Source organism: Frigoribacterium faeni (assembly GCF_007988805.1).
Taxonomy (GTDB): domain Bacteria; phylum Actinomycetota; class Actinomycetes; order Actinomycetales; family Microbacteriaceae; genus Frigoribacterium; species Frigoribacterium faeni.
In genome coordinates this window covers 1-22,919 of record NZ_BJUV01000006.1, presented here as the reverse complement: position 1 = coordinate 22,919, position 22,919 = coordinate 1, and the positions used below count along the sequence as shown (strand labels likewise).

At 73.2% G+C, this 22,919-nt stretch carries 23 protein-coding genes; 2 read left to right on the top strand and 21 right to left on the bottom strand.

The annotated features are described in order from the left end of the window. Nucleotides 1-10: 10 nt before the first annotated feature. The 12 genes from FFA01_RS04190 to FFA01_RS04135 all read right to left on the bottom strand — a co-directional run bounded on the left by FFA01_RS04190 (nt 11) and on the right by FFA01_RS04135 (nt 11,149). Nucleotides 11-1,153: a hypothetical protein gene (locus FFA01_RS04190; RefSeq protein ID WP_146853316.1), complete on the bottom strand. Its 1,143-nt coding sequence runs from the start codon at nt 1,151-1,153 to the stop codon at nt 11-13. 1 nt (nt 1,154) lies between these two features. Next, nucleotides 1,155-3,206, bottom strand: a complete 2,052-nt coding sequence (locus FFA01_RS04185) for a flagellar biosynthesis protein FlhA (protein WP_146853314.1) — start codon at nt 3,204-3,206, stop codon at nt 1,155-1,157. Beyond that, entirely contained in the window at nt 3,206-4,459 is a 1,254-nt protein-coding gene (locus tag FFA01_RS04180; RefSeq protein WP_146853312.1) for an EscU/YscU/HrcU family type III secretion system export apparatus switch protein, read from the bottom strand. Before FFA01_RS04180 ends, FFA01_RS04185 begins: the two co-directional genes overlap by 1 nt. A gap of 2 nt (nt 4,460-4,461) precedes the next feature. Then, nucleotides 4,462-5,220 (bottom strand): flagellar biosynthetic protein FliR, encoded by a 759-nt coding sequence (locus FFA01_RS04175; RefSeq protein WP_146853310.1) that lies wholly within the window; start codon nt 5,218-5,220, stop codon nt 4,462-4,464. A gap of 13 nt (nt 5,221-5,233) precedes the next feature. Beyond that, a complete protein-coding gene (fliQ, locus tag FFA01_RS04170) occupies nt 5,234-5,509 on the bottom strand; it encodes a flagellar biosynthesis protein FliQ (RefSeq protein WP_146853308.1) in 276 nt (91 codons plus the stop codon). Then, the gene (fliP, locus tag FFA01_RS04165; protein WP_244289693.1) at nt 5,509-6,369 is read right to left on the bottom strand and encodes a flagellar type III secretion system pore protein FliP; all 861 of its coding nucleotides are present in this window, start codon (nt 6,367-6,369) and stop codon (nt 5,509-5,511) included. The genes fliQ and fliP overlap by 1 nt, the downstream gene beginning before the upstream one ends. A gap of 242 nt (nt 6,370-6,611) precedes the next feature. Further along, complete coding sequence (locus FFA01_RS04160; protein WP_146853306.1) at nt 6,612-7,223, bottom strand: FliO/MopB family protein; 612 nt, start codon at nt 7,221-7,223, stop codon at nt 6,612-6,614. A gap of 2 nt (nt 7,224-7,225) precedes the next feature. Beyond that, a complete protein-coding gene (gene fliN / locus FFA01_RS04155; RefSeq protein ID WP_146853304.1) occupies nt 7,226-7,957 on the bottom strand; it encodes a flagellar motor switch protein FliN in 732 nt (243 codons plus the stop codon). After that, nucleotides 7,954-8,889 carry a flagellar motor switch protein FliM gene (locus tag FFA01_RS04150; RefSeq protein WP_244289688.1) on the bottom strand — a complete coding sequence of 312 codons (936 nt, stop codon included), beginning with the start codon at nt 8,887-8,889 and terminating at the stop codon, nt 7,954-7,956. The genes fliN and FFA01_RS04150 overlap by 4 nt, the downstream gene beginning before the upstream one ends. Nucleotides 8,890-8,935: 46 nt before the next feature. Further along, nucleotides 8,936-9,940, bottom strand: a complete 1,005-nt coding sequence (locus FFA01_RS04145; RefSeq protein WP_146853302.1) for an OmpA/MotB family protein — start codon at nt 9,938-9,940, stop codon at nt 8,936-8,938. Further along, nucleotides 9,937-10,746, bottom strand: coding sequence for a motility protein A (locus tag FFA01_RS04140; protein ID WP_146853300.1), 810 nt, complete (start codon nt 10,744-10,746; stop codon nt 9,937-9,939). The genes FFA01_RS04145 and FFA01_RS04140 overlap by 4 nt, the downstream gene beginning before the upstream one ends. Nucleotide 10,747: 1 nt before the next feature. Then, nucleotides 10,748-11,149 (bottom strand): flagellar FlbD family protein, encoded by a 402-nt coding sequence (locus tag FFA01_RS04135; RefSeq protein ID WP_146853298.1) that lies wholly within the window; start codon nt 11,147-11,149, stop codon nt 10,748-10,750. A 402-nt stretch (nt 11,150-11,551) separates the two neighbouring features. Between FFA01_RS04135 and FFA01_RS04130 the strand changes: the two genes are divergently transcribed. Next, entirely contained in the window at nt 11,552-12,193 is a 642-nt protein-coding gene (locus tag FFA01_RS04130; protein WP_146853485.1) for a YitT family protein, read from the top strand. Between the two features lie 54 nt (nt 12,194-12,247). Here FFA01_RS04130 and FFA01_RS04125 read toward each other — a convergent pair whose 3' ends face one another. From FFA01_RS04125 to FFA01_RS04105, 5 genes are all read right to left on the bottom strand, one after another. After that, entirely contained in the window at nt 12,248-13,723 is a 1,476-nt protein-coding gene (locus FFA01_RS04125; protein ID WP_146853296.1) for a hypothetical protein, read from the bottom strand. Continuing rightward, nucleotides 13,698-15,560, bottom strand: coding sequence for a glycosyltransferase family 2 protein (locus tag FFA01_RS04120; protein WP_146853294.1), 1,863 nt, complete (start codon nt 15,558-15,560; stop codon nt 13,698-13,700). The genes FFA01_RS04125 and FFA01_RS04120 overlap by 26 nt, the downstream gene beginning before the upstream one ends. Before the next feature lie 247 nt (nt 15,561-15,807). Next, nucleotides 15,808-16,980 carry a flagellar hook protein FlgE gene (locus FFA01_RS04115; protein WP_146853292.1) on the bottom strand — a complete coding sequence of 391 codons (1,173 nt, stop codon included), beginning with the start codon at nt 16,978-16,980 and terminating at the stop codon, nt 15,808-15,810. Between the two features lie 44 nt (nt 16,981-17,024). Next, nucleotides 17,025-17,471 (bottom strand): flagellar hook assembly protein FlgD, encoded by a 447-nt coding sequence (locus tag FFA01_RS04110; protein ID WP_146853290.1) that lies wholly within the window; start codon nt 17,469-17,471, stop codon nt 17,025-17,027. Between the two features lie 13 nt (nt 17,472-17,484). Continuing rightward, nucleotides 17,485-18,132 carry a flagellar hook-length control protein FliK gene (locus FFA01_RS04105; RefSeq protein WP_167627281.1) on the bottom strand — a complete coding sequence of 216 codons (648 nt, stop codon included), beginning with the start codon at nt 18,130-18,132 and terminating at the stop codon, nt 17,485-17,487. Between FFA01_RS04105 and FFA01_RS04100 the strand changes: the two genes are divergently transcribed. After that, a complete protein-coding gene (locus tag FFA01_RS04100; protein ID WP_167627280.1) occupies nt 18,131-19,105 on the top strand; it encodes a hypothetical protein in 975 nt (324 codons plus the stop codon). The two genes, FFA01_RS04105 and FFA01_RS04100, sit on opposite strands and share 2 nt — an antisense overlap. 352 nt (nt 19,106-19,457) lie before the next feature. Here FFA01_RS04100 and FFA01_RS04095 read toward each other — a convergent pair whose 3' ends face one another. The 4 genes from FFA01_RS04095 to FFA01_RS04080 are packed head-to-tail and all read right to left on the bottom strand — an operon-like array spanning nt 19,458 to nt 22,775. Beyond that, complete coding sequence (locus FFA01_RS04095) at nt 19,458-20,222, bottom strand: C40 family peptidase (protein ID WP_244289687.1); 765 nt, start codon at nt 20,220-20,222, stop codon at nt 19,458-19,460. Further along, nucleotides 20,219-20,638 (bottom strand): flagellar export protein FliJ, encoded by a 420-nt coding sequence (locus FFA01_RS04090; protein ID WP_146853284.1) that lies wholly within the window; start codon nt 20,636-20,638, stop codon nt 20,219-20,221. Before FFA01_RS04090 ends, FFA01_RS04095 begins: the two co-directional genes overlap by 4 nt. Then, nucleotides 20,638-22,017 (bottom strand): FliI/YscN family ATPase, encoded by a 1,380-nt coding sequence (locus tag FFA01_RS04085; protein WP_146853282.1) that lies wholly within the window; start codon nt 22,015-22,017, stop codon nt 20,638-20,640. Before FFA01_RS04085 ends, FFA01_RS04090 begins: the two co-directional genes overlap by 1 nt. Further along, nucleotides 22,014-22,775 (bottom strand): FliH/SctL family protein, encoded by a 762-nt coding sequence (locus tag FFA01_RS04080; RefSeq protein ID WP_146853280.1) that lies wholly within the window; start codon nt 22,773-22,775, stop codon nt 22,014-22,016. The genes FFA01_RS04085 and FFA01_RS04080 overlap by 4 nt, the downstream gene beginning before the upstream one ends. Between the last annotated feature and the right edge of the window lie 144 nt (nt 22,776-22,919).

The following is a 22,919-nucleotide window of genomic DNA, read 5'->3' as shown; positions in this document are numbered from 1 at the left end:
CGCGGACCGGTCAGGACTGCTCGCGCCACCCCACGGCGACGCCGAGCAGGTGCACCGTCCCGGGGGTCGCCGTGTCGGCCTCGCCGACGACCGCCGCGGCCGCGACCGTCTGGACGGCCCGCACCTCCTCGACCCACCGGGCGGTGTCGTCGTGCTTGCGCCCGACGTCGACCGCCACCCACACCTGGTCGGCGGCCATCGACCGGAGCGACTCCGCGGCGGACGGGTCCCAGCCGAGGGCCGTCACCACCGCGGTGCCGCCGTGGACGCCCTCGGCGCGGGCCAGGATCGCGCCCCGTCGGTCGGACGCGTCGACCGACCGCAGGCCGAACGTCGACGCCATCTGCGCCGCCACCCGGAACGCGTCGCCCGGGCGGCCCACGACGACGATCAGATCGCCGGCGCCGCTCAGGACCGCAGGAGGCGCGGGGACGTCCCCGGCCCGCCTCGCGACGAGCGCGGGGGACGAGGAGGCGGCGGCCGCGGCGAGGAACTCCGCGGCGTTCGTCAGGGGGCCGGGTCGCGCCTCCTCGGGGCGGACGCTCTGCTCCGGCGACGTCGACGCCGCCGTCGGGGCGATGCCGTTGAAGGTGAAGTCGTCCATGATCTCGGCGAACGCGTCGCTGCGGGTCGCGGGCTCCGGAGCGGCGCCGAGCGGGGCCTGCCCCGACGACGACGGCGACGGCAGGGGGCGGACGTCCGCCGACGCCGCGGCCGCACGAGCCGCTCGACGCGGGCTGGTGGCGCGTGCGGCCCGCGCCGCGGCTCCCGAGAGGACGTCGTCGAACGGGTCGGACGCGACCCCGTCGGCGGGACGCCGCCCGCCGGCCGACGCGGCGTCCGGACCCGCACCGGCACCGGCACCCGCGGCGGGCGAGAAGCCGTCGGCGGCGTCGGCGTCGGCCAGCAGCGCGGCGATCCCCGCCCGCGACGCCGGCGGCGAGATGGTCACGCGCGCGGAGGGGGTGTCGTTCGTCGGGTCGGGAACCTCAACGGTCGCCTCGACGTGCTTGCGGGCGAAGAGCCCGCCGACTCCCCCGACGGTCACCCGCTGGGCGGCCACGATGCGCGCCCCGGGCCCGTGGACCTCGCGCACGCGGCGGCGCAGGACCTCGATGGACTCCCCCGTCATCACCACTCGAGTCGGCGACATCTCAGGCCACGATCGCGTCGGTCGCGCGGACGACGCCGACGGTCTCGATGGTCGAGCCGGCGGCGGTCGCCTCCTGGTACGACAGCACCGGCAGCCCGTTCTGCTGGGCCGAGACGAGGCGGTGGATGGCCGGCCTCAACGCGGGCGCGCAGACCAGCACGGCGCTCAGGCCCTGCGTCTCGACGGCGGCCACCGAGTCGCGCAGCGAGCCGAGCACCTGCTCGACCCGGTGCCCGTCGAGCAGGATCTGGGTGCCCTGGTCCGACGGCCGCAGCCCCTCGAGCATCGACTGCTCGAGACCCGGGTCGATCATGATCACGCGCAGCACCGCGCCGTCGAGGTGCCGGGCGCTCAGCGCCGGACCCAGGGAGGCGCGGGCCGCCTCCACGAGCCCCTCGGGGTCGGTAGACACCTTCGCCCGCAGAGTCAGCCCCTCGCAGATGCGTCCGAGGTCGTTGATCGGCACCCGCTCGGCGAGCAGGCCCTGGAGCACCCGCTGCAGCTCGGCGAGCGAGAGCATGCCGGGCACGAGGTCGTCGACGGCCGACGGGTTGACCTGCTTGAGGCCCTCGGTGAGCACCCGGACGTCCTCACGGCTGAGCAGTCGGGCCGCGTTGTCGCCGATGATCGACGACAGGTGGGTGACGAGCACCGACACCCGGTCGATGACGGTCGCTCCGGTCATCTCGGCGCTGTGCCGCATCTCGGCGGGCACCCACTTGCCGGCGAGGCCGAAGACCGGCTCGACCGTCGGCGTGCCGGGCAGCCCGTCGAGCCGGTCGCCGAGGGCGAGCACCGACCGCGCCGGCGCCTGCCCGCGACCGGCCTCGACCCCGGCGATGCGGATCGAGTAGGTCGACGGCGGCAGGTCGATGCTGTCGCGGGTGCGCACCGGCGGCACGACGATGCCGAGGTCGACGGCGATCTTGCGTCGCAGCGCCTTGACCCGGCCCAGCAGGTCGTCGGACGAACCGCCGACCATGTCGACGAGGTCGGGAGCGAGGAGGATCTCGAGCGCGTGCACCCGCATCTGCTCGAGCAGGTCGTCGGTCGTGTCCGAGGGGGCGACGATCGCGGCCTGCCGGCTCTCGAGGTCCGCGCGCGCCTCCTCGGCCTTGGCCTTCGCCCCGAGGCGCTGGGCGATGATCAGCAGCGTGGCGCCGACCACGAGGAACGCCATGATCGGCATGCCGGGGATGAACCCCATGCCGATGGCCGCGACGCCCGCGATGGCGATCGCGATGCGCGACTGGCCGAGCTGGCTCGCCGCCTGCGAGCCCATGTCGCTGTCCGCGCCCGAGCGGGTGACGATCATGCCGGTCGACACCGCCATGAGCAGCGCGGGGATCTGCGTGACGAGACCGTCGCCGATCGTGAGCAGCCCGTAGTGGCCGAGGGCCTCGCCGATCTCCATGCCGTTCTGCAGGGCGCCGATCGCGACGCCGCCGACCAGGTTGATGATGATGATGATGATGCCGGCGATCGCGTCGCCCTTGACGAACTTCGAGGCGCCGTCCATCGCGCCGTAGAAGTCGGCCTCGGCGCTGACGTCGGCCCGGCGCTGCTTCGCGACCTCGTCGGTGATCAGGCCGGCGTTGAGGTCCGCGTCGATCGCCATCTGCTTGCCGGGCATCGCGTCGAGGGTGAAGCGCGCGCCGACCTCGGCGACCCGCTCGGCGCCCTTCGTCACGACGACGAACTGGATGACGACCAGGATGAGGAAGATCACCGAGCCGATGATGATCGACCCGCTGACGGCGACGTGCCCGAAGGCCGCGATGACGTCGCCCGCGTAGCCCTCGCCCAGCACGAGACGCGTCGAGGCCACGTTCAGGCCGAGTCGGAACAGCGTCGCCACGAGCAGCAGCGACGGGAACACCGAGAAGTCGAGCGGCTTCTTGACGAACAGCGTCGTCAGCAGGATCACCAGCGCCAACAGGATGTTGAGGATGATCAGCACGTCGAGCATCGGCGCGGGCACCGGCACCACGAGCAGCAGCACGATCCCGACGATGCCCACCGGGACGGCGAGCTTGGGGAGTGTCTTCTTCATCAGGCGGTTCCTCCGGTGGCGGACGGACGGGGAGCGGGGCGGGCGGGGGCGAGCTGCCCCGGAGGCGCGGGTCGGGAGTCCGGGTCGCGGGCCGTCCGCAGACGCTGCGGCACAGCCTCGGCCTCGAGCGAGCCGGGGGCGAGCACGGCGGCGACCTCGTCGGGCGTGGTCGGACGCGGGTTGACGTGCGTGCCGGTCACCGCCGAGGAGCCGCGGGCCCGGAGGGCCATGACGAAGGTGAGCACCCGGGCGACCGGCGTGTAGAGGTCGACCGGGATCTCGTCGCCGAGACCGCAGGAGGCGTGCAGGGCGCGGGTCAGCGGGACGTCCTGCACGAGGGGCACGCCGTCGGCCTCGGCGCGCTCGCGGATGCGCGCCGCCACGGAGCCGGCTCCCTTGGCCACGACGCGGGGGGCCGACCTGCCGGGCTCGTAGCGGATCGCCACGGCGTAGTCGGTCGGGTTGACCATGACCACGTCGGCGTCCGCGATCGACGCCATCATGCGGTTGCGGCTCATCGCCAGCTGCCGCGAGCGCCGCTGCGACTTGACCAGCGGGTCGCCGTCGGTGCTCTTGTTCTCGTCCTTGACTTCCTTCTTCGTCATGCGGGTCTTCTTGCGGTTGCGCCGCATGACGACGAACACGTCGGCGGCGGCGAGCACCAGGCCGGCGACGACGGCGGCCTGGAGCAGCACCGCGGTGCCGGACGAGGCCTCCTCGATCAGCGCCGAGACGCTGAGACCCCCGCCGCTCATCAGCACCGGCATGAGGCCCTGCACGGCGAACCAGAGCACGAGCCCGACGACGGCGGTCTTGATCAGGGCCTTGGCGCCGTTCCACAGCGCCTGCCCGCCGAACGTCGTCTTGAGTCCGTTGATCAGGTTGAACTGCTGGTAGCTGCCCGTCATCCGCTTGATGTGGACGCCGCCCTGGACCACCGCGGTGATCAGGACGACGACGCCCACGACGGCGAGCATCGGTCCGATCGTGGCGGCCACGGAGCCGACCCCGTCGCCGAGCAGGGTCACCACGGTCTGCGCGTCGGGGTGGCGGATCGCCTGCCCGATCGAGAACAGCTGGTCGGTGCCGGCCTCGGCGCCGCGCTGGATGGTCGTCGGGATCATCACGGCGGCGGCGCCGACGCCGAGCCACGCGCTGAGGTCCTGCGACCGGGACAGCTGCCCCTTGGAGTGGACCTCCTTCATCCGCTTCTGGGTGGCGTCCTCGGAGCGCTCGCCGGAGTCGTCGGCCATGGCTACCTCACCCCCATCAGCAGGTCGGCGGCGTCGCCGGAGAGGTTCTGCACCACGCTCGGCAGGGCGAGGAAGACCCCGCCGGCGAGCATGACCGTCATGAGGATCTTCAGCGGGAAGCCCATCGCGTAGGCGTTGAGCGCGGGGGCGACGCGGCTGAGGAGCCCCAGGCCGACGTCGGCCAGGAACAGCACGACGCAGAGCGGCCCGGCGATCTGCAGCGTCGCGAGGAACATCTGCGTGACGCCGTTCGCCATGAGGCCCACCGGGTCGGCGAGATCGATGCCGAGTCCCAGCGGGACGGCGTCGAACGACCGGGTGAGTCCGCCGATGATCAGCTGGTAGCCGCCGCTGGCGAACATCAGGGCGAGGGCCGTCATCTGGAACAGCCGGGTGAACTGGGCGCCGTTGATCATCGACTGCGGGTCGAAGGCCTGAGCGAGGGTGAACCCGCCGAACAGGTCGATGAGGCTGCCCGCGGACTGGACCGCCGAGAACACCAGGTAGACGAGGAACCCCAGCACGGCGCCGACGACGATCTCGAGCACGAGCGCCACGACGAACGGCCCGGTGGCGAGCGACTCGTAGCCGGGCGAGACCCGGGGCGCGACGGCCAGCGCGAGGCCGAGGGCGAGCATCGCCTTGACCCGTCCGGGGAACGCCCGGTACGAGAACGGAGGCGCGATGACGATGAACGCGGTCATGCGCACGGCGGCGAGCAGGGTCGCCTCCAGCCCGCTCAGGTCGATGTCGAGATCCATGGTGGTCCGGCCCTCAGCCGCCGCTGAGCAGCTGGGGGATGCGGTCGAAGACGACGTGCGTGAACGTCACCATCTCGCTGATCATCCAGTGGCCGCAGACGAGGAGGGCGATGCCGACGGCGACGGCCTTCGGCACGAACGAGAGCGTGACCTCCTGGATCTGCGTGATCGACTGCAGGAGCGAGATCGCGAACCCGACGACGAGCGACGTGATCAGCACGGGGGCCGCGAGCTTGCCCGTGATGATCAGGGCCTGCATCGACAGGTCGAGGACGGCGTTGGAGTCCATCAGGCGGTCACCTGGTAGCTCTCGATCAGGCTCGTGATGATGAGCCCCCAGCCGTCGACGAGCACGAACAGCAGGATCTTGAACGGCAGCGAGATCATCACCGGCGGCAGCATCATCATGCCCATCGACATCAGGGCGGCGCTGACCACGAGGTCGATCACCAGGAACGGGATGAAGATGACGAAGCCGATGATGAACGCGGCGCGCAGCTCGCTGATCATGAACGACGGGATGAGCGTCAGCATGGGCACGGCGGCCTGGTTCTCCGGGTTCGGCTGGTTCGCCGACCGGGTCATCAGGGCGAGGTCCTCCTGGCGGGTGTGGGCCAGCATGAACTCGCGGAGCGGCGCGCTGCCGGCGTCGATCGCCCCCTGGAAGTCGATCTGGCCGTTCAGGTAGGGCTGCACGGCGTCGTCGTTGATGTGCCCGAGGACCGGGGCCATGATGAACAGGCTGAGGAAGAGCGCGAGCCCGGCCAGCACCTGGTTCGGCGGGATCGACGGCAGGGCGAGGGCGTTCCGGGTCATCGCGAGCACGACGAAGATCTTCGTGAACGAGGTCATCATCAGCAGCAGGGCGGGCGCGACGCTCAGCAGCGTGATGCCGAGCAGCGTCACGACGGCCGTGCTCGGCGTGCCGTCGGGGCCGTTGATGTCGATGTTCAGACCGCCCGTGCCGGTGCCGTCGGACTCGGTCTGATCGGTGTCGGTGAAGTCGGTCGGGGTGCTGCCGGTCGTGCCGTCGGTCTCGGTGTCCGTCCCGGTCCCCGGCTCGACGGGAGCGGTCGGCGCGGTGGGCTCGACCGGGGCGGCGAGCGCCTGCTGACCGATCAGCATGATGAGCCCGGAGGCGACGATCATCGCGAGCAGCGCGACGACGACGCCCCGCGCGAGGCGGGTGTCGGCGAACCGGACGGGTGCGGTCCCGACGGCGGCGGAGCCGACCACGTGGCGGGCGATGGACCGGCGCTCGGCGTGACGGCCGGTCGTGCGACCGGCGACGGGGGCGCCGTGCAGGCCGTCGCGCAGGGTCGGGCCGGCGAGCCGACGGATGGAGGAGGCGAAGGAGGCGCGGGTCGTCCGGGTGGACGGGGCGCGGCCGGTCATCCGGCTCGTCCGCTGCGCAGGGCGGCGGCCGCCTGACGCCAGGTGTCGGGGGCGAGGATCGAGCCGTCGAGCGCCTTCGCGGCACGGCCGCCGCGGCGGGCGTCCAGGTCGCGCGGTGCGCGCCGGCGCGCCGTCGCGGCACGGCGTGCCGCCCCGCGCGGCCGCAGCATCGCGGGTTCCACGGTCGACGACGTGACGCTCCGGGGGCGGTCGGGGGCGGCGAGGGCCCCGGACGAGGCGCCTCGATCGGCGGAGAGGACGTCCGAGAAGGTCGGGACGGGCGCGATCGGGGTGACCCGCGCCTCCTGGGCCGCCTGCTCGGCCGGGGCCGCGACGAGCTCGAGCGCGGCCGGCTCGACGGGGCGGTCGGCGGCGGCGAGGACCGTCACGGAGGCGTCGGTCACGCCGAGCACGAGCCGCTCGCCCTCGACGTCGACGACGACGACGCTGGCCTTCGCGCCGATGCCCTGACGGGCGACGACCGTGACCGGGGAGGTCCGACGGCCGGTGCGACCGCCCTTGGCGATGCGCTTCTGCAGGACGTAGAGCAGAGCGAGCACGACGCCGAGCGACAGGACGACCCGCAGGCCGACGAGGACGGTGTCCATGCTCAGAGGGCGCCGTCGGCGACGTCGAGGATCTTCGTGATGCGGACGGCGTAGTCCTGGTCGACGACCACGACCTCGCCGTGCGCGATCAGCCGGCCGTTGAGCAGCACGTCGGCGGGTGCGCCCGCCGAGCGGTCGAGCTCGACGACGGCGCCCGGCTCGAGTCCGAGCACGTCGCGGACCGACATGCGGGTGCGGCCGATCTCGACGGTCAGGGCCATCTCGACGTTGTTGATGCGGCCGAGGTTGCCGGCGATCGACGAGAAGAGCGGGGTGGCGTGATCGACGGGCGCCGCGCCTCCCACCGTGCCGTTCTCGCGGATGCGGATGGCGAACCAGCCGGCGGGCGCTCCCGCGGCGGTGAGGTCGAACACGACCGTGTCGGGGTCGGCGAGCAGCGCCTCGGCCGGTTCGCGGCGGCTCTCGCCGAGCACGCCCGCGCCGAGCACCGAGGTGGCCGACTCGAGGGCGGGACGCAGCACGTCGCTGACCGAGACGAGCGGGTTGTCGGTGCCCGCCGCGGCCCCGAGGTGGTCCATGTCGACGAGCACGAGAGCGGTGTCGGCCGACACCGAGCCGACGAACGACGTGACGATCACCGTGGAGGCGGCGGTCCGGCGACCGGCGGCCAGAGCGGCGTCGAGGGGCACGGCCCGCAACGGCGTGGGCGTCGGCAGCTTCGCGACCAGGGCCTCGGCCGCCGCGGTGTGCAGGGTGATGGTCGTGGCGGTCATGAGGTTCCTTCTTCGATGCCGGTCAGGGAGGTGGAGACGACGATGCCGGCCAGGCGGGAGCCGTTCGCGCCGACCGCGGCCCGGCCGACGGCCTGCCCGTCGACGCTGATCTCGAGCGGTCGCGACTGCGGGTGCGGCAGCGGCAGCACGTCGCCGACGGCCAGGCCCAGCACCACGCTCGGCAGCACCGCGGCCGGCGCGAACTGCAGCGAGACGCCGACCGGCACCGAGGCGAGCTGGGCTCCGAGCAGACGGCGGGCGTCGGCGGCGTCGACCGTGGGGTTCGCCTCCCCCAGCTGCGGCAGCAGCACGTCGGCGGGGATCGCGACCGTGCCGACCGCGGACCCATCGCCGACCTCGATGTCGAAGGTGGCGACGATCATCAGGTCGGACTTCTGCGCGGCCTGGGCGAACTGCGAGTTGTACTGGAAGCCGCCGACGCCGATCGCGTCGACCAGCAGGCCGCCGAACGAGTAGCGAAGGTCGTCGAGGGCGTCCTCCATCAGGCGGCGCACGAGGGCCTGCTCGATGGGGGTGAAGGTGCGGTCGGGTGCGGGAGCCGGCTTGACGGCGCCGAGCATGTGGCTGACCCAGGCGAGGGCCGCCGAGGTCGGGAACTGCACGACGGCCTTCGGCGCGACGCCCTCGATCGGGCAGAGCACCATCGCCGTCGTCGCCGGCAGGGACGCGGCGTACTCGTCGTAGGTCAGCATCTGCAGCTGCTCGCAGGTGACCTGCGAGAGGACGCGGACCTTGGCGGTCAGCTGGGTGCCCCACTGCCGGGCGAACGTCTCGAAGGCGAGCTCGAGCACCCGTGAGTGCTCGCGGGCGAGCGTCGTCGGGCGCCGGAAGTCGTAGACCTCGACCTGCTTCTGCGGGCGCGCCGACGGACCGGCCGAGGGGGCCGGTGCGGAGACGTCGAGGATGGTCACGGACGGACCTATCGACCCGCGCCTCCCGGGCGTTAGCGAAGTGCGATCAGTGCCCCCCGGACTGGGCCCCCTCCGATTCGGCGCCGGCGTCGGTCGCTTCGACCTCCGCGGCCTCGCTCCCGGTCGCGGCGGGCCCGGCCTCGGCCGTGGTGGTGGCGTCGTCGTTCCGGCCGGCGGTCACCGAGCCCCCGGCCCCCTCCGCGGCCTTCTCGAGTTCGGGCAGGAGGGCGCTGACGTCGTCGGACTGGTTCGACAGCACGACGATGTCGACCCGGCGATTCGCCGCGAGGTCGGCGGCGGTGCCCCCGGCGGCCAACGGCCGGGACGAGCCGAAGCCGACCGCCTGGATGTGATCGACCGGCATGCCGCCGCGCTCGACCAGGTCGCGGAGCACCTGCGTCGCCCGGGCCGACGAGAGCTCCCAGTTCGTCGCGAACGGCGCCGTCGAGCTGCGCTGGTCGGCGTGGCCCTCGACCGAGACGTCGTGGTCGGCGCCGCGCAGCACGGGTGCGATGGCGTTCATCACGCGCGTCGCCTCGCCGCTCAGGTCGGCGCTGTTCGTGCCGAAGAACGTCTCGGAACCGACCAGGCGCACCGTCAGGCCGCGGGCGTCGGTCGCGAACTGCACGTCGGCGCTCAGCCCCGACCCCTCGAGGTTGCCCGCGATCGCCTCCTTGATGGCGGTGAGGTCGTCGAGCTCGTCCTTCGCGAGGTCCTCGGCGGTGTTCGCCTGGCCCGAGGCGGCCGCCTCGCTCATGTCGGTCTCGTCGCCGACGGAGTAGCCCTCGCCCTCGGGGGTGACCTGGTCGACCGGGACGACGGTGCCCGAGGCCGAGTCGACCGAGCCGACGTCGGTCTGCCCGAAGCCGGTGGCGAGCGAGTTGCGCAGCGCGATGTACTTGTCCTGGTCGACGCTCGACATCGCGAACAGCACGATGAACATGCACATCAGCACCGTGATCATGTCCATGTACGAGGCCATCCAGCGCTCGTCGGGGTGCTCGTCCTCGGCGTGCGCCTTCTTCCGTCGACCCCCGCGGGCGCCGCTCACGCCTTCACGCCCTGATCGGCCCGGGCGTCGGCCTTGCCGCCCGCCTTCGCGTCGGTGAGCGAGTGCGTGGGGACCATCGCCTTGAGGCGCTCGCCGAGGAGGCGCGGCTGGCTTCCCGCCTGCACCGCCAGGACGCCCTCGAGCAGCAGCGTCATGCGCCCCTCGTCGAGATCGGCGAGCTTCTTGAGCCGGGCGCCGATGGGCAGCCAGAGGAAGTTCGCGGTCAGCAGGCCCCACAGGGTGGCGACGAACGCCGCGGCGATCATGTGGCCGAGCTTGTCGGGCTCGGCGAGGTTCTCGAGCACGTGCGTGAGGCTGACCACCGTGCCGACGATGCCGACCGTGGGGGCGTAGCCGCCGAGGCTCATGAAGAACTTGCTCGCCGTGCGGTCGGCGGCCAGTCGGGACTCCATCTCGTCCTCGAGCAGGATCCGCAGCTCCTCGCCGTCGGTGCCGTCGGCGATGTTCTGCAGGGCGCCCTTCATGAAGGGGTCGTCCATCTTCTCGGCCTCGGCCTCGAGCGAGAGCAGACCCTCGCTGCGCGCCTTCTCGGCGAGGCTGACGACGCCGTCGATGACCGACTGCGGCGGGACCACCTTGCCCGTGAAGGCGCGGGGGATCTTCTTGAAGCTGAGGATCGCGTCCTTGATCGTGGTCCCGGCGATGCCGACGCCGATCGTCGCGCCGAACACGAGGATGATCGGCGCGGGCAGCAGCAGCCCGGCCAGGCTCACGCCCTCGAGCTGGATCATGCCGAAGAGCGCGCCGAAGGCGAGCAGGATCCCGATGATCGTCGCGGGATCCACGTCAGCGCTCCGTCTCGGCGGCGTGGCCGGCGAACCGCGCGGCGTCCTGCTCGGCGGGGGCCGGTGCGGGGGTGGCGGCGACCGGGGCGTCGGGTGCGCGGAGGTCGCTGACCCGGCCCGCGCCTCCTGAACCCCGCACCAGGCCGAGCTGCGGGCCGGTGCCGTTCCGCGAGCCCATCGGCTGGGCGGACGGCGACGTGGCGTGCGGCTCGTCGTAGGCGATCGAGACGATGCGGGCCCGGTAGCGGGCGATCATCTCGATGACCTCGGACATCGGCTCGGTCACGATGTACTTCGCCCCGTCGACCATGATCAGCGTCGTGTCGGGCGTCTCGTGGATGCGCTCGATGAGGTCAGGGTTGACAGCGAATCTGCTGTCGTTGAGTCGCGTGACGACGATCATCGGCCCGTCCTAGGTCTGTGTTCTCCGCCTCCATCCGTGGGGGCGGGTGGCCTCCCGTCCTGGGTGGCTAGAGGGCACTATCGGCAGGAGGCGGGTAGCCGTTAGGCACGTGGTGGCGGCATCGAGGTGACCCGTTCGGGGCCTTCGTCGGGCAGGAGGGCCCCCGACGGGTCACATCGACGCCTGGGCGGGTGGCGACACATGCGCGCAACACCGGCCTGGCAGGATGCTGCGGTGACCGATACCCCCGCGAACGACGGCACGCGCGACGCCACCCCTGTCGCCCGGCCCTCCTCCCCCTCCGACGCCTCCCCCGCGAACGGCCCGTCCGGCTCGCCGGGCCACTCGACGCCCGCTTCGACCGGGATCGACGCCGCCCTGTCGCCCGACACGGCGACGCCGATGGTCGACGACCCCGCCCTGACCGAGAACGCCGCGACGGCCGACGCCAACCGGCACAGCTTGGCCGAGAACGTCATGGGCGTGGTCACCGGGGTGTTCCTCGCCTCGTTCGGTCTGTACCTGCTGAAGGAGAGCGGCTCGGTCTCGGGCGGCACCGCGGGGCTCGCGCTGCTGCTCAGCTACGCCACCCACATCTCGTTCGGCGTGCTGTTCTTCGTCGTGAACGTGCCGTTCTTCGCCCTCGCGCTGTGGAAGAAGGGCCTCGGCTTCACCCTGCGGACCGCCCTCACGGTCGCGCTCGTCTCGGCCTTCTCGTACCTGCACCCTCTGGCGTTCGGCATCGACGCCCTCAACCCGGTCTACGGCACGCTCGGCGGCAACCTCCTCGTCGGCGTCGGCCTGCTCATCCTGTTCCGCCACGGCGCGAGCCTCGGCGGCATCAACATCCTCGCCCTCGTCCTGCAGGAGAAGCTCGGCTGGCGGGCCGGCTACGTCCAGATGGCCGTCGACGTGGTCATCATCGCCCTCTCGCTGACCGTCGTGTCGCCGTGGGTCGTGCTGCTCTCGGCCGTCGGCGCCGTCGTGCTCAACCTCGTGCTCGCCATGAACCACAAGCAGGGCCGGTACCTCGGCCGCACCTGATCGACCGGGCCGGTCGACCTCGACCGGCCCGATCGACTCAGACCGGCGATCGGCTCAGACCAGCCCGATCGACCGCAGCACCGTCGCCAGCCAGGCCACGACGACGTCGCGCTGCAGGGCGGCCGCGATCGCGATCGCCAGCTGCAGCAGCGCCATCACGTTCGCCAGCGCGATCCGCGGCAGCGCCGTCGACGGCGGCACCAGCGCGATCGCGGCCAGGGTCACCAGCAGGAACGTGTTGCCCGCCGAGTTCTCGGGGATCGTGCCGATCACGAAGCCGAGCAGCACCGAGGCGAGCAGCAGGGTCGCGATGATCCCGCCCGCCGGTCGCCGCACCACCGCCGACATCAGCCAGCCGCTCGCGACCGGCGCCAGCAGGAGCAGCCCGAACGGGGTCGTGAACAGGGCGTCGAAGATGAGCCACCGCGACGGGTCGTAGTCGAGCGCGCTGCGGAAGGCGCCGAGCGGGTCCCCGCCGAAGCTCCACTGCACGAACATCAGGGCGGCGAGCGCCGACAGCGTCGGGAACACCAGGACGAGCGCGTGCGCCCGATGCACCCCGACCTGGTGCCGCCCGTGCGTGAGGAACGGCACCGTCAGCACCGCGGCGGTCGCGTAGAGCAGACCGTTCGGGTCGGTCAGCGTCGCGAGCATCAGCAGGATCCCCGCGCGGAACCCGGACTGCGTGTTGCGGTAGGTGACGAACCGCACGACGTCGGTCATCGCCAGTCCGAAGAGCGCGATTCCGAGGAAGGCGGGCAGGTTCTCGGTCGCCATGAAGAAGAACAGCGGGTTGGCGACCAACGCGAGGGTGAGCGCGGTGACGGTCGACGGGTGGAAGCCCCGCTGGACCATCAGCTCGACCATCGCGTGCACGACGATTCCGGCGCAGAGCGCGCCCACGAGGGACAGGCCGAACGCGCCTCCCGGGGTCACCGCGGCGATCACGCCGGTGATCGGCGGGTACAGGTCGCCGATCCAGGCCGCTCCGGCGCCGGTCCAGTCGACCGTGGCGGCCCGGGCGACGAGCAGGCTGTTCGCCGAGATCCCGGCGGGAACGCCCACGACCTCGAGCAGGATCGCGATCGCGACGAACGGGGCCGCGAACACGAGCCGCAGCGCGGTGCGCCCCCCGAGCGTGCCCGGGAACGCCTCGTGCTTCATGCCCGCGAGGACCGACGCGAACCGGCGCTCCTCGACGAGCGCCCGCAGCGCCCGGGTGCGGGCGGTGCCGCGCGGCCGCCGGTCGGGTTCCACGGCAGGAGGCGCGGGTCGCCGCAACCGGACCGGCCGCCTCGCCGGGACGGTCGGCACGGGCGACACCGGGGGCGACGTCGGGGCGAGCTCGGGCGCCAGCTCCGCCGAAGTGGCCGCGGCTCCGCTCAGGGCGAGGGAGGAATCGGCGGACGGGGCGCGCAGCGCGCCGTCGGCGGCGGGGAGCACCGCGTCGCCGGCGGTCCGCACCGCACCGGCGTCGGGCAGGACGGCGTCGGCGCCCGGACCCTCAGGACGTGCGAGTGGTGAGGCCATGCTCGGTCTTCTCCCAGTAGTGCGGTCGGGTCAGCAGCTGGGCGAGCGCCTTGTACGAGGCGACCGAATGCAGGATCCAGTAGACGGGGTTCAGCAGCGCCCAGTGGATCAGGTGGAAGGTGCCCCGCTTGTACGGCCCCATCATCGAGAGGTAGACCATGATCCCGTTGCCGATCACGAAGTTGAACAGGCAGATCCAGAGGACCCACGGCGGGAACAGCGCCGACAGCCACGCCGACGGCAGCACGAGCGCCACGACGGTGCCGATGTACGACGGCAGCACGCCGAGGAACGTCGCGGGCGTGCCGCCGATCAGCAACGCGAACGAGGCGAAGCGCACGATGCCGATCTCGCGGATCAGCTGCAGGGGCCGGCGGGCGTGCACCAGCGTCGTCTGCATGTAGCCCTTGATCCAGCGGCTGCGCTGACGGACGAAGTTCGGGATCGAGGTGTTGGCCTCCTCCATCGTCGTCGAGTTGATGACCCCCACGCGGTAGCCGAGGGCGCTGGCCCGGATGCCGAGGTCGGCGTCCTCGGTGACGTTGTACGGGTCCCAGCCGCCGAGCCGCACCAGGGCGTCGGTGCGGAAGTGGTTGGAGGTGCCGCCGAGCGGGATCGGCAGGTCGGCGTGGTCGAGACCGGCGAGCATGTAGTCGAACCAGTAGCTGTACTCGAGCGTGAACATGCGGGTGAGCGCGTTCTCGGTCGCGTTGAAGTAGTTGAGCGACGCCTGCACGCAGACGGTGCGCTCGCCGCCGCGGCCGAACGCGATCACGGCCTTCTTCAGCTGGTCGGGGTCGGGGGTGTCCTCGGCGTCGTAGATCACCAGGAAGTCGCCCGAGGCGAGGTAGAGCCCGACGTTGCAGGCCCGGGGCTTCGTCTGCGGGTGCCCCTTCGGCACCGTGACGACGTGGAAGTGCGCGGGCGGATCGGCGGCGGCGATCGCGTCGCGCGTGGCGTGGTCCTCCTCCTCGATCAGGATCAGCACCTCGAGCTTCTCGAGCGGGTAGTCGAGGCCGCCGAGGTTGTCGATCAGCTGCGCGACGATGTTCGCCTCGCGGAAGACGGGCACGAGCACGGTGTACTTCGGCAGGTCGGCGTCGTCGAGGTCCGCGACCTCGGCGTCGCTGATCCGCTCGACGACGTCGAAGCGGGCGCCGCGCATCGCGACGACGAACTTGAACCCCGTGCCGAGCAGGAACACCACGCTGGCGATCGCGATGACGCCGCTGGCGAGCCCGGCGGGCCAGAGGACGCCCAGCGCGACCAGGCAGGCGGCGAGCACGGCCCCGCCGACCTTCTGGCCCCGGGAGAAGACCACCCGGGCCGAGAGGGCGGGGTTGGCCCGGTAGAGGTCGTTGGCGGCGCTGTCGGCGACGATGTCGTCGAAGATCCGCAAGGTGGCGTCCTTGATGCCCCAGGTCGACGCGACCCGGAACTCGACCCGGGCGTCGAGCTCCTCCTCGAGGTCGGCCTGCCAGTCGGGGCTCGGGCGCCGCGCCGAGGCCACGATGATGCTGCCGTCGCGGCGGCGGTGCACCGGCATCCAGTCCTCGGCGATGTAGCGCTGGCCGGAGCCGGCCCGGACGAGATCGGCGTCGAAGTGCACGGTGGCGGTGTCGACGATGTCGAGCCCCCACGACCGGGCGACGAGCCGCTGCAGCTCGAGGGCGTCCACCACGCCGAGCTGCACGAGCATCTCGTCGAGGCCGCTGCCGGTTCTCGCGGCGGCGAGCAGCGCCTCCTCGATCTCCCCCTCGGTGGCGATGCCGGAGGCGAGCAGGAGGTCCGTGTAGTCGGAGTCGCCTGTCGCGAGACGGGTCGGGTCGAGGGTCATGGGGTCGATGGTGTCCCCGTAAATGCGGACACGGCACCCCTCGAACGAGCCTCTGCGCCCTTTGTGCCCCCCTCTGGGGCCAGGAACATACCCCGTGGAGGAACGGTCTGTCCCCCGAACGAACCGGGAGTCCCGCAGGCGAATCGGTCGGCCGCCGAACGAACACGGATGGTCCCGGTGGACGACGAGACCGACCCCGTCCGGTGCTCCGGGCGGGGTCGGTCTCGTGTCTGCGGCGGGACGGGTGTCAGCGCTTGAGGTTGGTGAGCTCCTGCAGGACCTCGTCGGAGGTCGTGATGATGCGGGCGTTGGCCTGGAAGCCGCGCTGGGCGACGATCAGGTTCGTGAACTCCTGCGAGAGGTCGACGTTGCTCATCTCGAGCGTGCCGCTCGTGATCGAGCCGACGCCGGGCGAGCCGGGCGCGCCGACCTGCGCGTCGCCCGAGTTCGCGGTCGCCCGGTAGCCGGACGAGCCGGCCTTCTCGAGGCCGCCGGCGTTCGCGAAGGTCGCGAGCGCGATGCGGCCGACGGCGAGCGACTCGCCGTTCGAGAACTGGCCGACGAGCGTGCCGTCCTTCGAGAGCGAGAAGCCCTGCAGCGTGCCCGCCTCGCGCCCGTTCTGGCCGGAGACCGCGACGGTGTTCAGGGCGGCGAAGCCGGTGACTCCCCCCAGCTCGACGGTGATGCCGCCCACGGCGAGCTGCCCGCCGCCGGTCAGCGTGCCGTTCGCGCCGAAGGTGAGGTTCGTGGTGCCGCTCTGGGTGCCCCGCTCGCCCTCGACGGTCCATCCGCCGGCGGTCCGCGTGAAGGTCAGGGCGAGGGTGCTCTCGTTGCCGGCGGCGTCGTAGACCTTGACGTCCCGCTCGAGGGTGCCGTTCACGGCGGTGTCCGAGGGCAGGTTGCCGCTCAGCGTCGCCTGCGTGGTCACCCGGGCCGGGGAGGCGCCGTTCAGGGGCAGCGTGATGTCGCCCACCGCGCCTCCCTCGTTGACGACCCCGTCGGTGGCCGAGTAACCCTGGACGATCTTGCCGTCGGCGGAGGTGAGACGCCCCTGGGCGTCGAAGTCGAACGAGCCGGCGCGGGTGTAGACGGTGTCGTTGCCGAGGCGGGTGACGAAGAAGCCGTCGCCCGAGATCATCAGGTCGGTCGCCTTGCCGGTCGCCTGGGCCGAGCCCTGGGCGAAGTTCGTCGAGATGCCCGCGACCTGGACGCCGAGGCCGACCTGCGCCGGGTTGGTGCCGCCGACACCGGTCTGCGGGCCGCCGGCGCCCTGGGTCATCTGCGACAGCGTGTCCTGGAACTGCGTGGTCGACGCCTTGAACCCGGCGGTGTTGACGTTGGCGATGTTGTTGCCCGTGACGTCGAGCATGGTCTGGTGCGAACGGAGGCCGGAGATCCCGGAGTAGAGCGAGCGGAGCATGGTGACTGCCTTTCGGAAGAAGAGAGGGGAGAAGGAGGAGGGGGTCAGTTCGAGGTCGACGCGGAGATGCCGGAGATGAGATCCAACGCGATCTCCTTCCCGGCGACGGTGACCTTCGGGACGGCGTCGGCGAACGAGACGCTCGTCGCGGTGCCGGTGACGGGCTTGCCGTCGGCACCGGTGTAGCTGACCTCGCGGCCGACCATGTTCGACGCGGCGATGCGCATCTGCAGCGAGAAGCCCTCGTTCGCCGTCGTGGTCTGGTTCGTGATCTGCTCCATCATCGCCAGCTGGGTGGTCTGGCCGATCATGGCGTTGGTGTCCATCGGCGACGACGGGTCCTGGTTCTTCAGCTGCGAGACGAGCAGCTGCATGAACATCTCGCTGTCCATCGTCTGCTTCGGGGTGCGCGACGCGCTGTTCGAGGAGGCGAGGGCGTTCGCCACGCTCGAGGCGTCGACGTTTCCGCTGATCTGGTCGATCGAGGGCATGTCGTGGGTCCGTTCAGGCCAGGACGTCGAGCGACGTCGGTCGGTGAGAGGGGTCTCGGGGTGCGGCGGCGGCTCCGCCGTCTGTTCCGTCGGTTCCGCCGTCGGCTGCCGAGGAGGCGCGGGTCGCGTCGCCGAGGAGCCCCCGGTCGGGCGTCGGCCCGGATCCGCGACCGTCGGAGAACGCGGCGGCGCCGTGCTGCCCGCGGGGGTCGGAGGGCTGGTTCTGGCTGGACAGGTCGATGCTGGTCTGCAGACCCGCGCCTCCCATGTCCCGTCGGAGGTCGGGGATGATCGACCGGACCGCGTCGCGCCCCGCGTCGGAGGCGGCGAACATCTCGATCTGCATGCCGGACGCCGAGACGTGGGCTCGGACCGTGACCGGGCCGAGGGCGTCGGGGGCGACCGTCACGGTGACCGTGTGCGTGCCGTGGCCGGCCGCGGCGAGCGTGAAGAGCGGGCGGGCGAGCTGCTGGGCGAGCGGCGCAGGGGCGGCGGATGCGGCGGACGCGGCCGCCGGGGCCGGCGCCGGTGCGACGGCGGGGGCGGCGGGTGCGGCCGCGGGGGCTGCCGCGGTCGCCGCCGCGAGCGTGGACGCGGGGGCCGGGGTGACGGGGGGCTCGTCCGCTGCGGTCCGTGCGGTGGTCGATGCGGCGGCTGCCATGGTCGGGCTGCTCGCGGACGGTGCGCCTCCGGCCGCCTTCGCGCCGTCGGCCGTGGACGGGCCGGCCGTCGGCCGGGCGGGTGCCATGGGGGCCGCAGGCGGAGGGGACGCGGTGGTCGCGGTGGTCGCGGTGGTCGTGGTGACGGGAGCGGAAGGCGCTGATCCCGCCGCTGCCGACGACGGGGCCGGAACCGCGAGCGGCGGCGTGGCCGCCTGGGCGGTGGCTGCCTGGGCGGTGGCCGCCTGCGGGGTGGCTGCCGACGGCGACGAGGTCGTGTTCGCGGGGGTCGTCGCTGCGGCGGTCGCGGTGGCGGTCGTGAGCGAGGCGGCGGTCGCGGTGGCGGGGGCGGAGAGCGACGCGGTGGCGGGCGACGCGGTGGCGGGCGACGTGGACGAGGTGGGAGCGACGGGGCCGGGCTCCGGGGTGGGTGCCGTCGCGGCGGCTCTTACGCCTGCATGCGCAGCGGAGGGTGCCACGAGAGCTGGAGTGGCGGCCGGCGTGGGCGGGGTCGGGGCGGACGACGAGGCCGTGAACGCGGACACCGTGGCGGCGGAGCCTGCGGCGGCGGAACCGGAGACCGAGGCGATGGCTGTGGCGGTGCTGGCGGGGGCGGTGGCGGACGCGGAGCCCGGCAGACCGGCGCCGGAGGCCGAAGCGGTGGCGGCGTTCGCGTACGCGGAGCCCGGCAGGCCGGCGCCGGCCGCGACCGGGTCGGGGAGGGTCGATGTCGTCGCGGGGGCTGTTACGCGTGCGTGCGCAGCGAGTTCCGGAAGGGCAGGGGCGGTGGCGGGTGCGCCGGAGGCGGGAGCGGTCTCTCCGGCGGTCGGGGTCACGGTGTGCGGAGTCGGGGCGGCGCCGACGGTCGCAGCGGCGGCGGTCGCAGCAGTGGCAGCTGCAACGGCGGCAGTCGCAACGGCGGCAGTCGCGGCGCCGACCGCGGTGCCCGCAGCCGGGACCGGTGCCAGGAGCTGAGCCGACGCCGGAACCGGAACCGGAACCGGGACGATGCCCGCATCCCCGCCGGCGGACGGGATCGACTCGCCGTCCCCCGCAGCGGCAGCCTCGGCCGACGCGTCGGAACCACGCGGATGCGTCGCGCGGACGACCGCCGCCTCGGCGGCCGAGTCGTCGAGGGCCGACCGCATCGCCGCGCCGAAGCCGGCGCCGGCGTCGTCGCGCGGACCGCCGGCCGACGGGTCGACACGCACGGCCGAGCCGCCGACGCGAGCACCCGCACCGTCGCCGCGCGCGACCGCCCCGCCACGACCGGCGAAGGTCTCCCCCGCCCCCGCCGGGACCACGAAGGGCAGCGTCCGCATCACCGTCACGAGAGCGCTCCCCCGCGGATGAGCTGCTGCAGCGCGGCCGTCGTCATGTCCGTCCCCGAGACGGCGGACAGGGCCGAGGAGGCGCTGCTCACCGCACCGGCGGGCTCGGCGGTGGCCGGCACGATCCGCCGGATCGTCGAGAGGTCGGCGTCGCTGTACCAGTTGTTCACGATCTGGACGTCCTTGCCGGGACGCGGCGCGTGCAGCACCTTGCCGTCGCCGACGTAGATCACGATGTGCCCCTCGCCCTTCGGCACGATCAGGTCGCCCGGCTGCGCGTCGGCCAGCGACGCCACCTCGGTGCCCATGCGCGCCTGATCCGGGACGACCCGGGGCATCGCGACCCCGAGGTCCTTGAACACGGTCTGCACGAGACCCGAGCAGTCCATGCCGCTGCGGTCCTCTCCTCCGAACACGTACGGCACGCCGAGGTACTTCTCGGCGCTCGTGACGACGTCGGAGCCCGAGGCCCCGCTGCCCGTCGCGATCGCGCCCTTCACGGCGTCGACCGACGCCGTGGTCGTCGTGCTCGCGCCCGTCGCCGGCGTCGCGCCGAGGGCGGCCGCCAGAGCGGCGGCGGTCGACGACGTCCCCGCCGACGTCCCGGTCGCCGACAGGGCCGACGCGAACGCCGACGCCGAGGCGGCCTCGGCCGCCGTCGAGGTCGCGGCGGACGTCGCCCCGGTCGTGCCGGCGCGGATCTGCTCGATCTGGCTCTGGATGTCCTGGATCCTGGACAGGACCTCGCTCACGGGGCTCACGGTGTGCCTCCTCGGTTCCGGGCTGCGATCTCGTCGAGCACGCTCTGCTCGGTGCGGAGGTCGTCGGCGGCCACCTCGTCGGCGTGCTTCGCCTCGAGCTTCTCGAGAGCGAGGGCCGCTCGTCGGGCCTCGTTGAAGGCCAGCTGCGCGGCGTCGGCGTCGGCTCGTCGGCGCTCGGTCACGGCGTCGAGCTCGGTCAGCATCCCCCGCGTCGACGCCCGGGCCGCGGCCAGGGCGCTGAGCATCGCGGCGTCGGTGACCTCGATCGGGCCGTCGTCGAGCGTGCGCCGGGCGGCCATCCGCCGGTCGGACGCCTCGCGCAGACGCTCGTTGGCGTCGGCGAGCGTCGCCGCCGCCTGCCCCTGCTGGGCGTGCCGCAGCCGGAGGAGGCCGATCAACGAGAACGGACGCGCCATCACGCACCCCCGAGTCGCGAGGTGAGCTGGGCGAGGCGGTTCCACGAGTCGTCGGCCGTCGCCCGCTCGTCCATGCCCTGCTGCAGGAACGCGTCGATGGCTCCCTGGTGGTCGACGGCCGCGTCGACGAGCGGGTTCGCCCCGCGCTGGTAGGCGCCGACGTCGAGGAGGTCCTGCGCCGACCGACGGGCCGCCATCACCTTGCGGAGCGCCGTCGCCGCCGCCCGCTGCGGCTCGCTCGTCACCTTCGACGCCACGCGGGAGACCGAGCCGAGCGCGTCGACCGACGGGAAGTGCCCGGTCACGGCCAGCTTGCGGTCGAGCACGACGTGCCCGTCGAGGATGCTCCGGGCGGCGTCGGCGATCGGCTCGTTGTGGTCGTCGCCGTCGACCAGCACCGTGTACATGCCCGTCACCGAGCCGACGCGGTCGGTGCCGGCCCGCTCGAGCAGCCCGGCGAGCACCGAGAAGGTCGACGGCGGGTAGCCGCGGGTCGCCGGCGGCTCGCCGACCGAGAGCCCGATCTCGCGCTGCGCCATCGCCACGCGCGTCAGCGAGTCCATCATCAGCATGACGTCGGCGCCGGCGTCGCGGAACGACTCGGCGATCCGGGTGGCGACGACGGCCGCGCGGAGGCGCATCAGGGCGGGCTCGTCGCTGGTCGAGACCACGACGATCGACCGGGCGAGGCCCTCGGGTCCGAGGTCGTCCTCGAGGAACTCCCGCACCTCCCTGCCGCGCTCGCCGACCAGCGCGATGACGCTGACCTGCGCGTCCGAGCCGCGCGCGATCATCGACAGCAGCGACGACTTGCCGACGCCCGAGCCGGCGAACAGGCCGACGCGCTGCCCCTTGCCCACCGTCGTCAACGTGTCGAGCACGCGCACGCCGAGCTGCAGGGGCGTGTCGATGCGGGCCCGGTGCATCGCGGACGGGGTCTCGTGGTCGAGCGGCACGAGGTCGACCGGTGCGCAGCCGGGTCCGGTCAGCGGCCCCTTGCCGTCGATCGGCCGGCCGAGCCCGTCGAGCACCCGTCCGAACAGGCCGGCTCCCGTGGGGACGAGCAGCGGACGGCCGGTCGAGCGGGCGGGCGTGCCGGTGGTGATGCCGGTCAGGCGACCGAGCGGCATGCACCGCACGCCGTCGGGCGTCGTCGCGACGACCTCGGCCAGGTTCGAGCCGTCGGCGGCGTCGCCCACGCTGACCACGTCGCCCACGGCGGCGTCCAGGCCCTCGACGGTGATGCCGAGGCCGACCGCGCTGCTGACCCGTCCGACGCGCTGCGGACGCGCCGCGGCCCGAGCGGCGGCGAGACGGGGAGCCAGGGAGGCGCGGGGCGCGGTCGAGCGCGGAGCGACCGGAGGCGCGGCGAGGGTCATGCGGTTCCCCCCTGCACGGGTGCGGCCGAGGGGGCCTCGAGGAGGGCCCGGCGGGCGCGGTCGAGCGCGGAGCCCAGCCGGGCGTCGATCAGGCCGGCGGGCAGGTCGGCCTCGGCGTCGCCCCGCCCGAGGGCCGGGTCGGACGCGAAGACGACACCCGGAGCCGTGGAGGCGCGGGTCGACTCGTCGAGCTGCGCCAGGTCGAGCGGGTGCAGGCGGACGGTCGTCACGGCGGCGGCGCCCGGTGCCGCCAGGGCGCGGGCGACGGCGGCGCGGGCGGTCCTGCCCTCGCGCGGGTCGTCCGTCGCGCGGGATTCGCCGGCCCCGGTCGGGACTCCGGCGGCGGTGCGGGCCGAGGCCTCGTCGACTACCGGCTCGGAGGCGCGGAGCTCGTAGCCGACCACCGCCTCGGCGAGGTCGAAGGCGGAGGCGACCAGCGCCTCCTCGGCGTCGGAGACCGACTCGACGACACGGGCGTCGAGGGCCCGGGCGGCGGCGGCGAGAGTGGCCAGCGCGGCGACCGTGGCGGACTGGATCCGGTCGAGCAGGTCGGACTGCTCGGCTTCGAGCACGGCCCGACGGGCGGCGAGCTCGAGCTCGGCGGCGCGGAGACCGGCGGCGTATCCGGCGGCGTGACCGCGGGCCTCGGCTCGGGCGTCGGCGGCCTCGCGAGCCGCGGCGTCGGCCCCGGGGCGGGTGACCGACGGGTACACGACACGCGCGAAGGCGCCCGGCGCGGAGGCCTGGGGATTCATCACGGGATCGAGCATCACGAGCCGTTCGGCGTTCGAGGACGACGGCCGATCCGTGGCCGGGGTGGAGCGAGCGATCCATGCTCAGCGGGGACTCTCGACCGGCGGCGGGCCCGCGTTAGCGTCCGCCCCGAAGGGGGGACGCGAGCC

Coding starts and splice junctions, on each gene's coding strand:
- FFA01_RS04190 (WP_146853316.1), bottom strand. CDS start 1,153: ATGTCGCCGACTCGAGTGGTGATGACGGGGGAGTCCATCGAGGTCCTG.
- FFA01_RS04185 (WP_146853314.1), bottom strand. CDS start 3,206: ATGAAGAAGACACTCCCCAAGCTCGCCGTCCCGGTGGGCATCGTCGGG.
- FFA01_RS04180 (WP_146853312.1), bottom strand. CDS start 4,459: ATGGCCGACGACTCCGGCGAGCGCTCCGAGGACGCCACCCAGAAGCGG.
- FFA01_RS04175 (WP_146853310.1), bottom strand. CDS start 5,220: ATGGATCTCGACATCGACCTGAGCGGGCTGGAGGCGACCCTGCTCGCC.
- fliQ (WP_146853308.1), bottom strand. CDS start 5,509: ATGGACTCCAACGCCGTCCTCGACCTGTCGATGCAGGCCCTGATCATC.
- fliP (WP_244289693.1), bottom strand. CDS start 6,369: ATGATCGTCGCCTCCGGGCTCATCATGCTGATCGGTCAGCAGGCGCTC.
- FFA01_RS04160 (WP_146853306.1), bottom strand. CDS start 7,223: ATGGACACCGTCCTCGTCGGCCTGCGGGTCGTCCTGTCGCTCGGCGTC.
- fliN (WP_146853304.1), bottom strand. CDS start 7,957: ATGACCGCCACGACCATCACCCTGCACACCGCGGCGGCCGAGGCCCTG.
- FFA01_RS04135 (WP_146853298.1), bottom strand. CDS start 11,149: ATGATCGTCGTCACGCGACTCAACGACAGCAGATTCGCTGTCAACCCT.
- FFA01_RS04130 (WP_146853485.1), top strand. CDS start 11,552: ATGGTCGACGACCCCGCCCTGACCGAGAACGCCGCGACGGCCGACGCC.
- FFA01_RS04125 (WP_146853296.1), bottom strand. CDS start 13,723: ATGGCCTCACCACTCGCACGTCCTGAGGGTCCGGGCGCCGACGCCGTC.
- FFA01_RS04120 (WP_146853294.1), bottom strand. CDS start 15,560: ATGACCCTCGACCCGACCCGTCTCGCGACAGGCGACTCCGACTACACG.
- FFA01_RS04115 (WP_146853292.1), bottom strand. CDS start 16,980: ATGCTCCGCTCGCTCTACTCCGGGATCTCCGGCCTCCGTTCGCACCAG.
- FFA01_RS04110 (WP_146853290.1), bottom strand. CDS start 17,471: ATGCCCTCGATCGACCAGATCAGCGGAAACGTCGACGCCTCGAGCGTG.
- FFA01_RS04100 (WP_167627280.1), top strand. CDS start 18,131: ATGGTCGGGCTGCTCGCGGACGGTGCGCCTCCGGCCGCCTTCGCGCCG.
- FFA01_RS04105 (WP_167627281.1), bottom strand. CDS start 18,132: ATGGCAGCCGCCGCATCGACCACCGCACGGACCGCAGCGGACGAGCCC.
- FFA01_RS04090 (WP_146853284.1), bottom strand. CDS start 20,638: ATGGCGCGTCCGTTCTCGTTGATCGGCCTCCTCCGGCTGCGGCACGCC.
- FFA01_RS04085 (WP_146853282.1), bottom strand. CDS start 22,017: ATGACCCTCGCCGCGCCTCCGGTCGCTCCGCGCTCGACCGCGCCCCGC.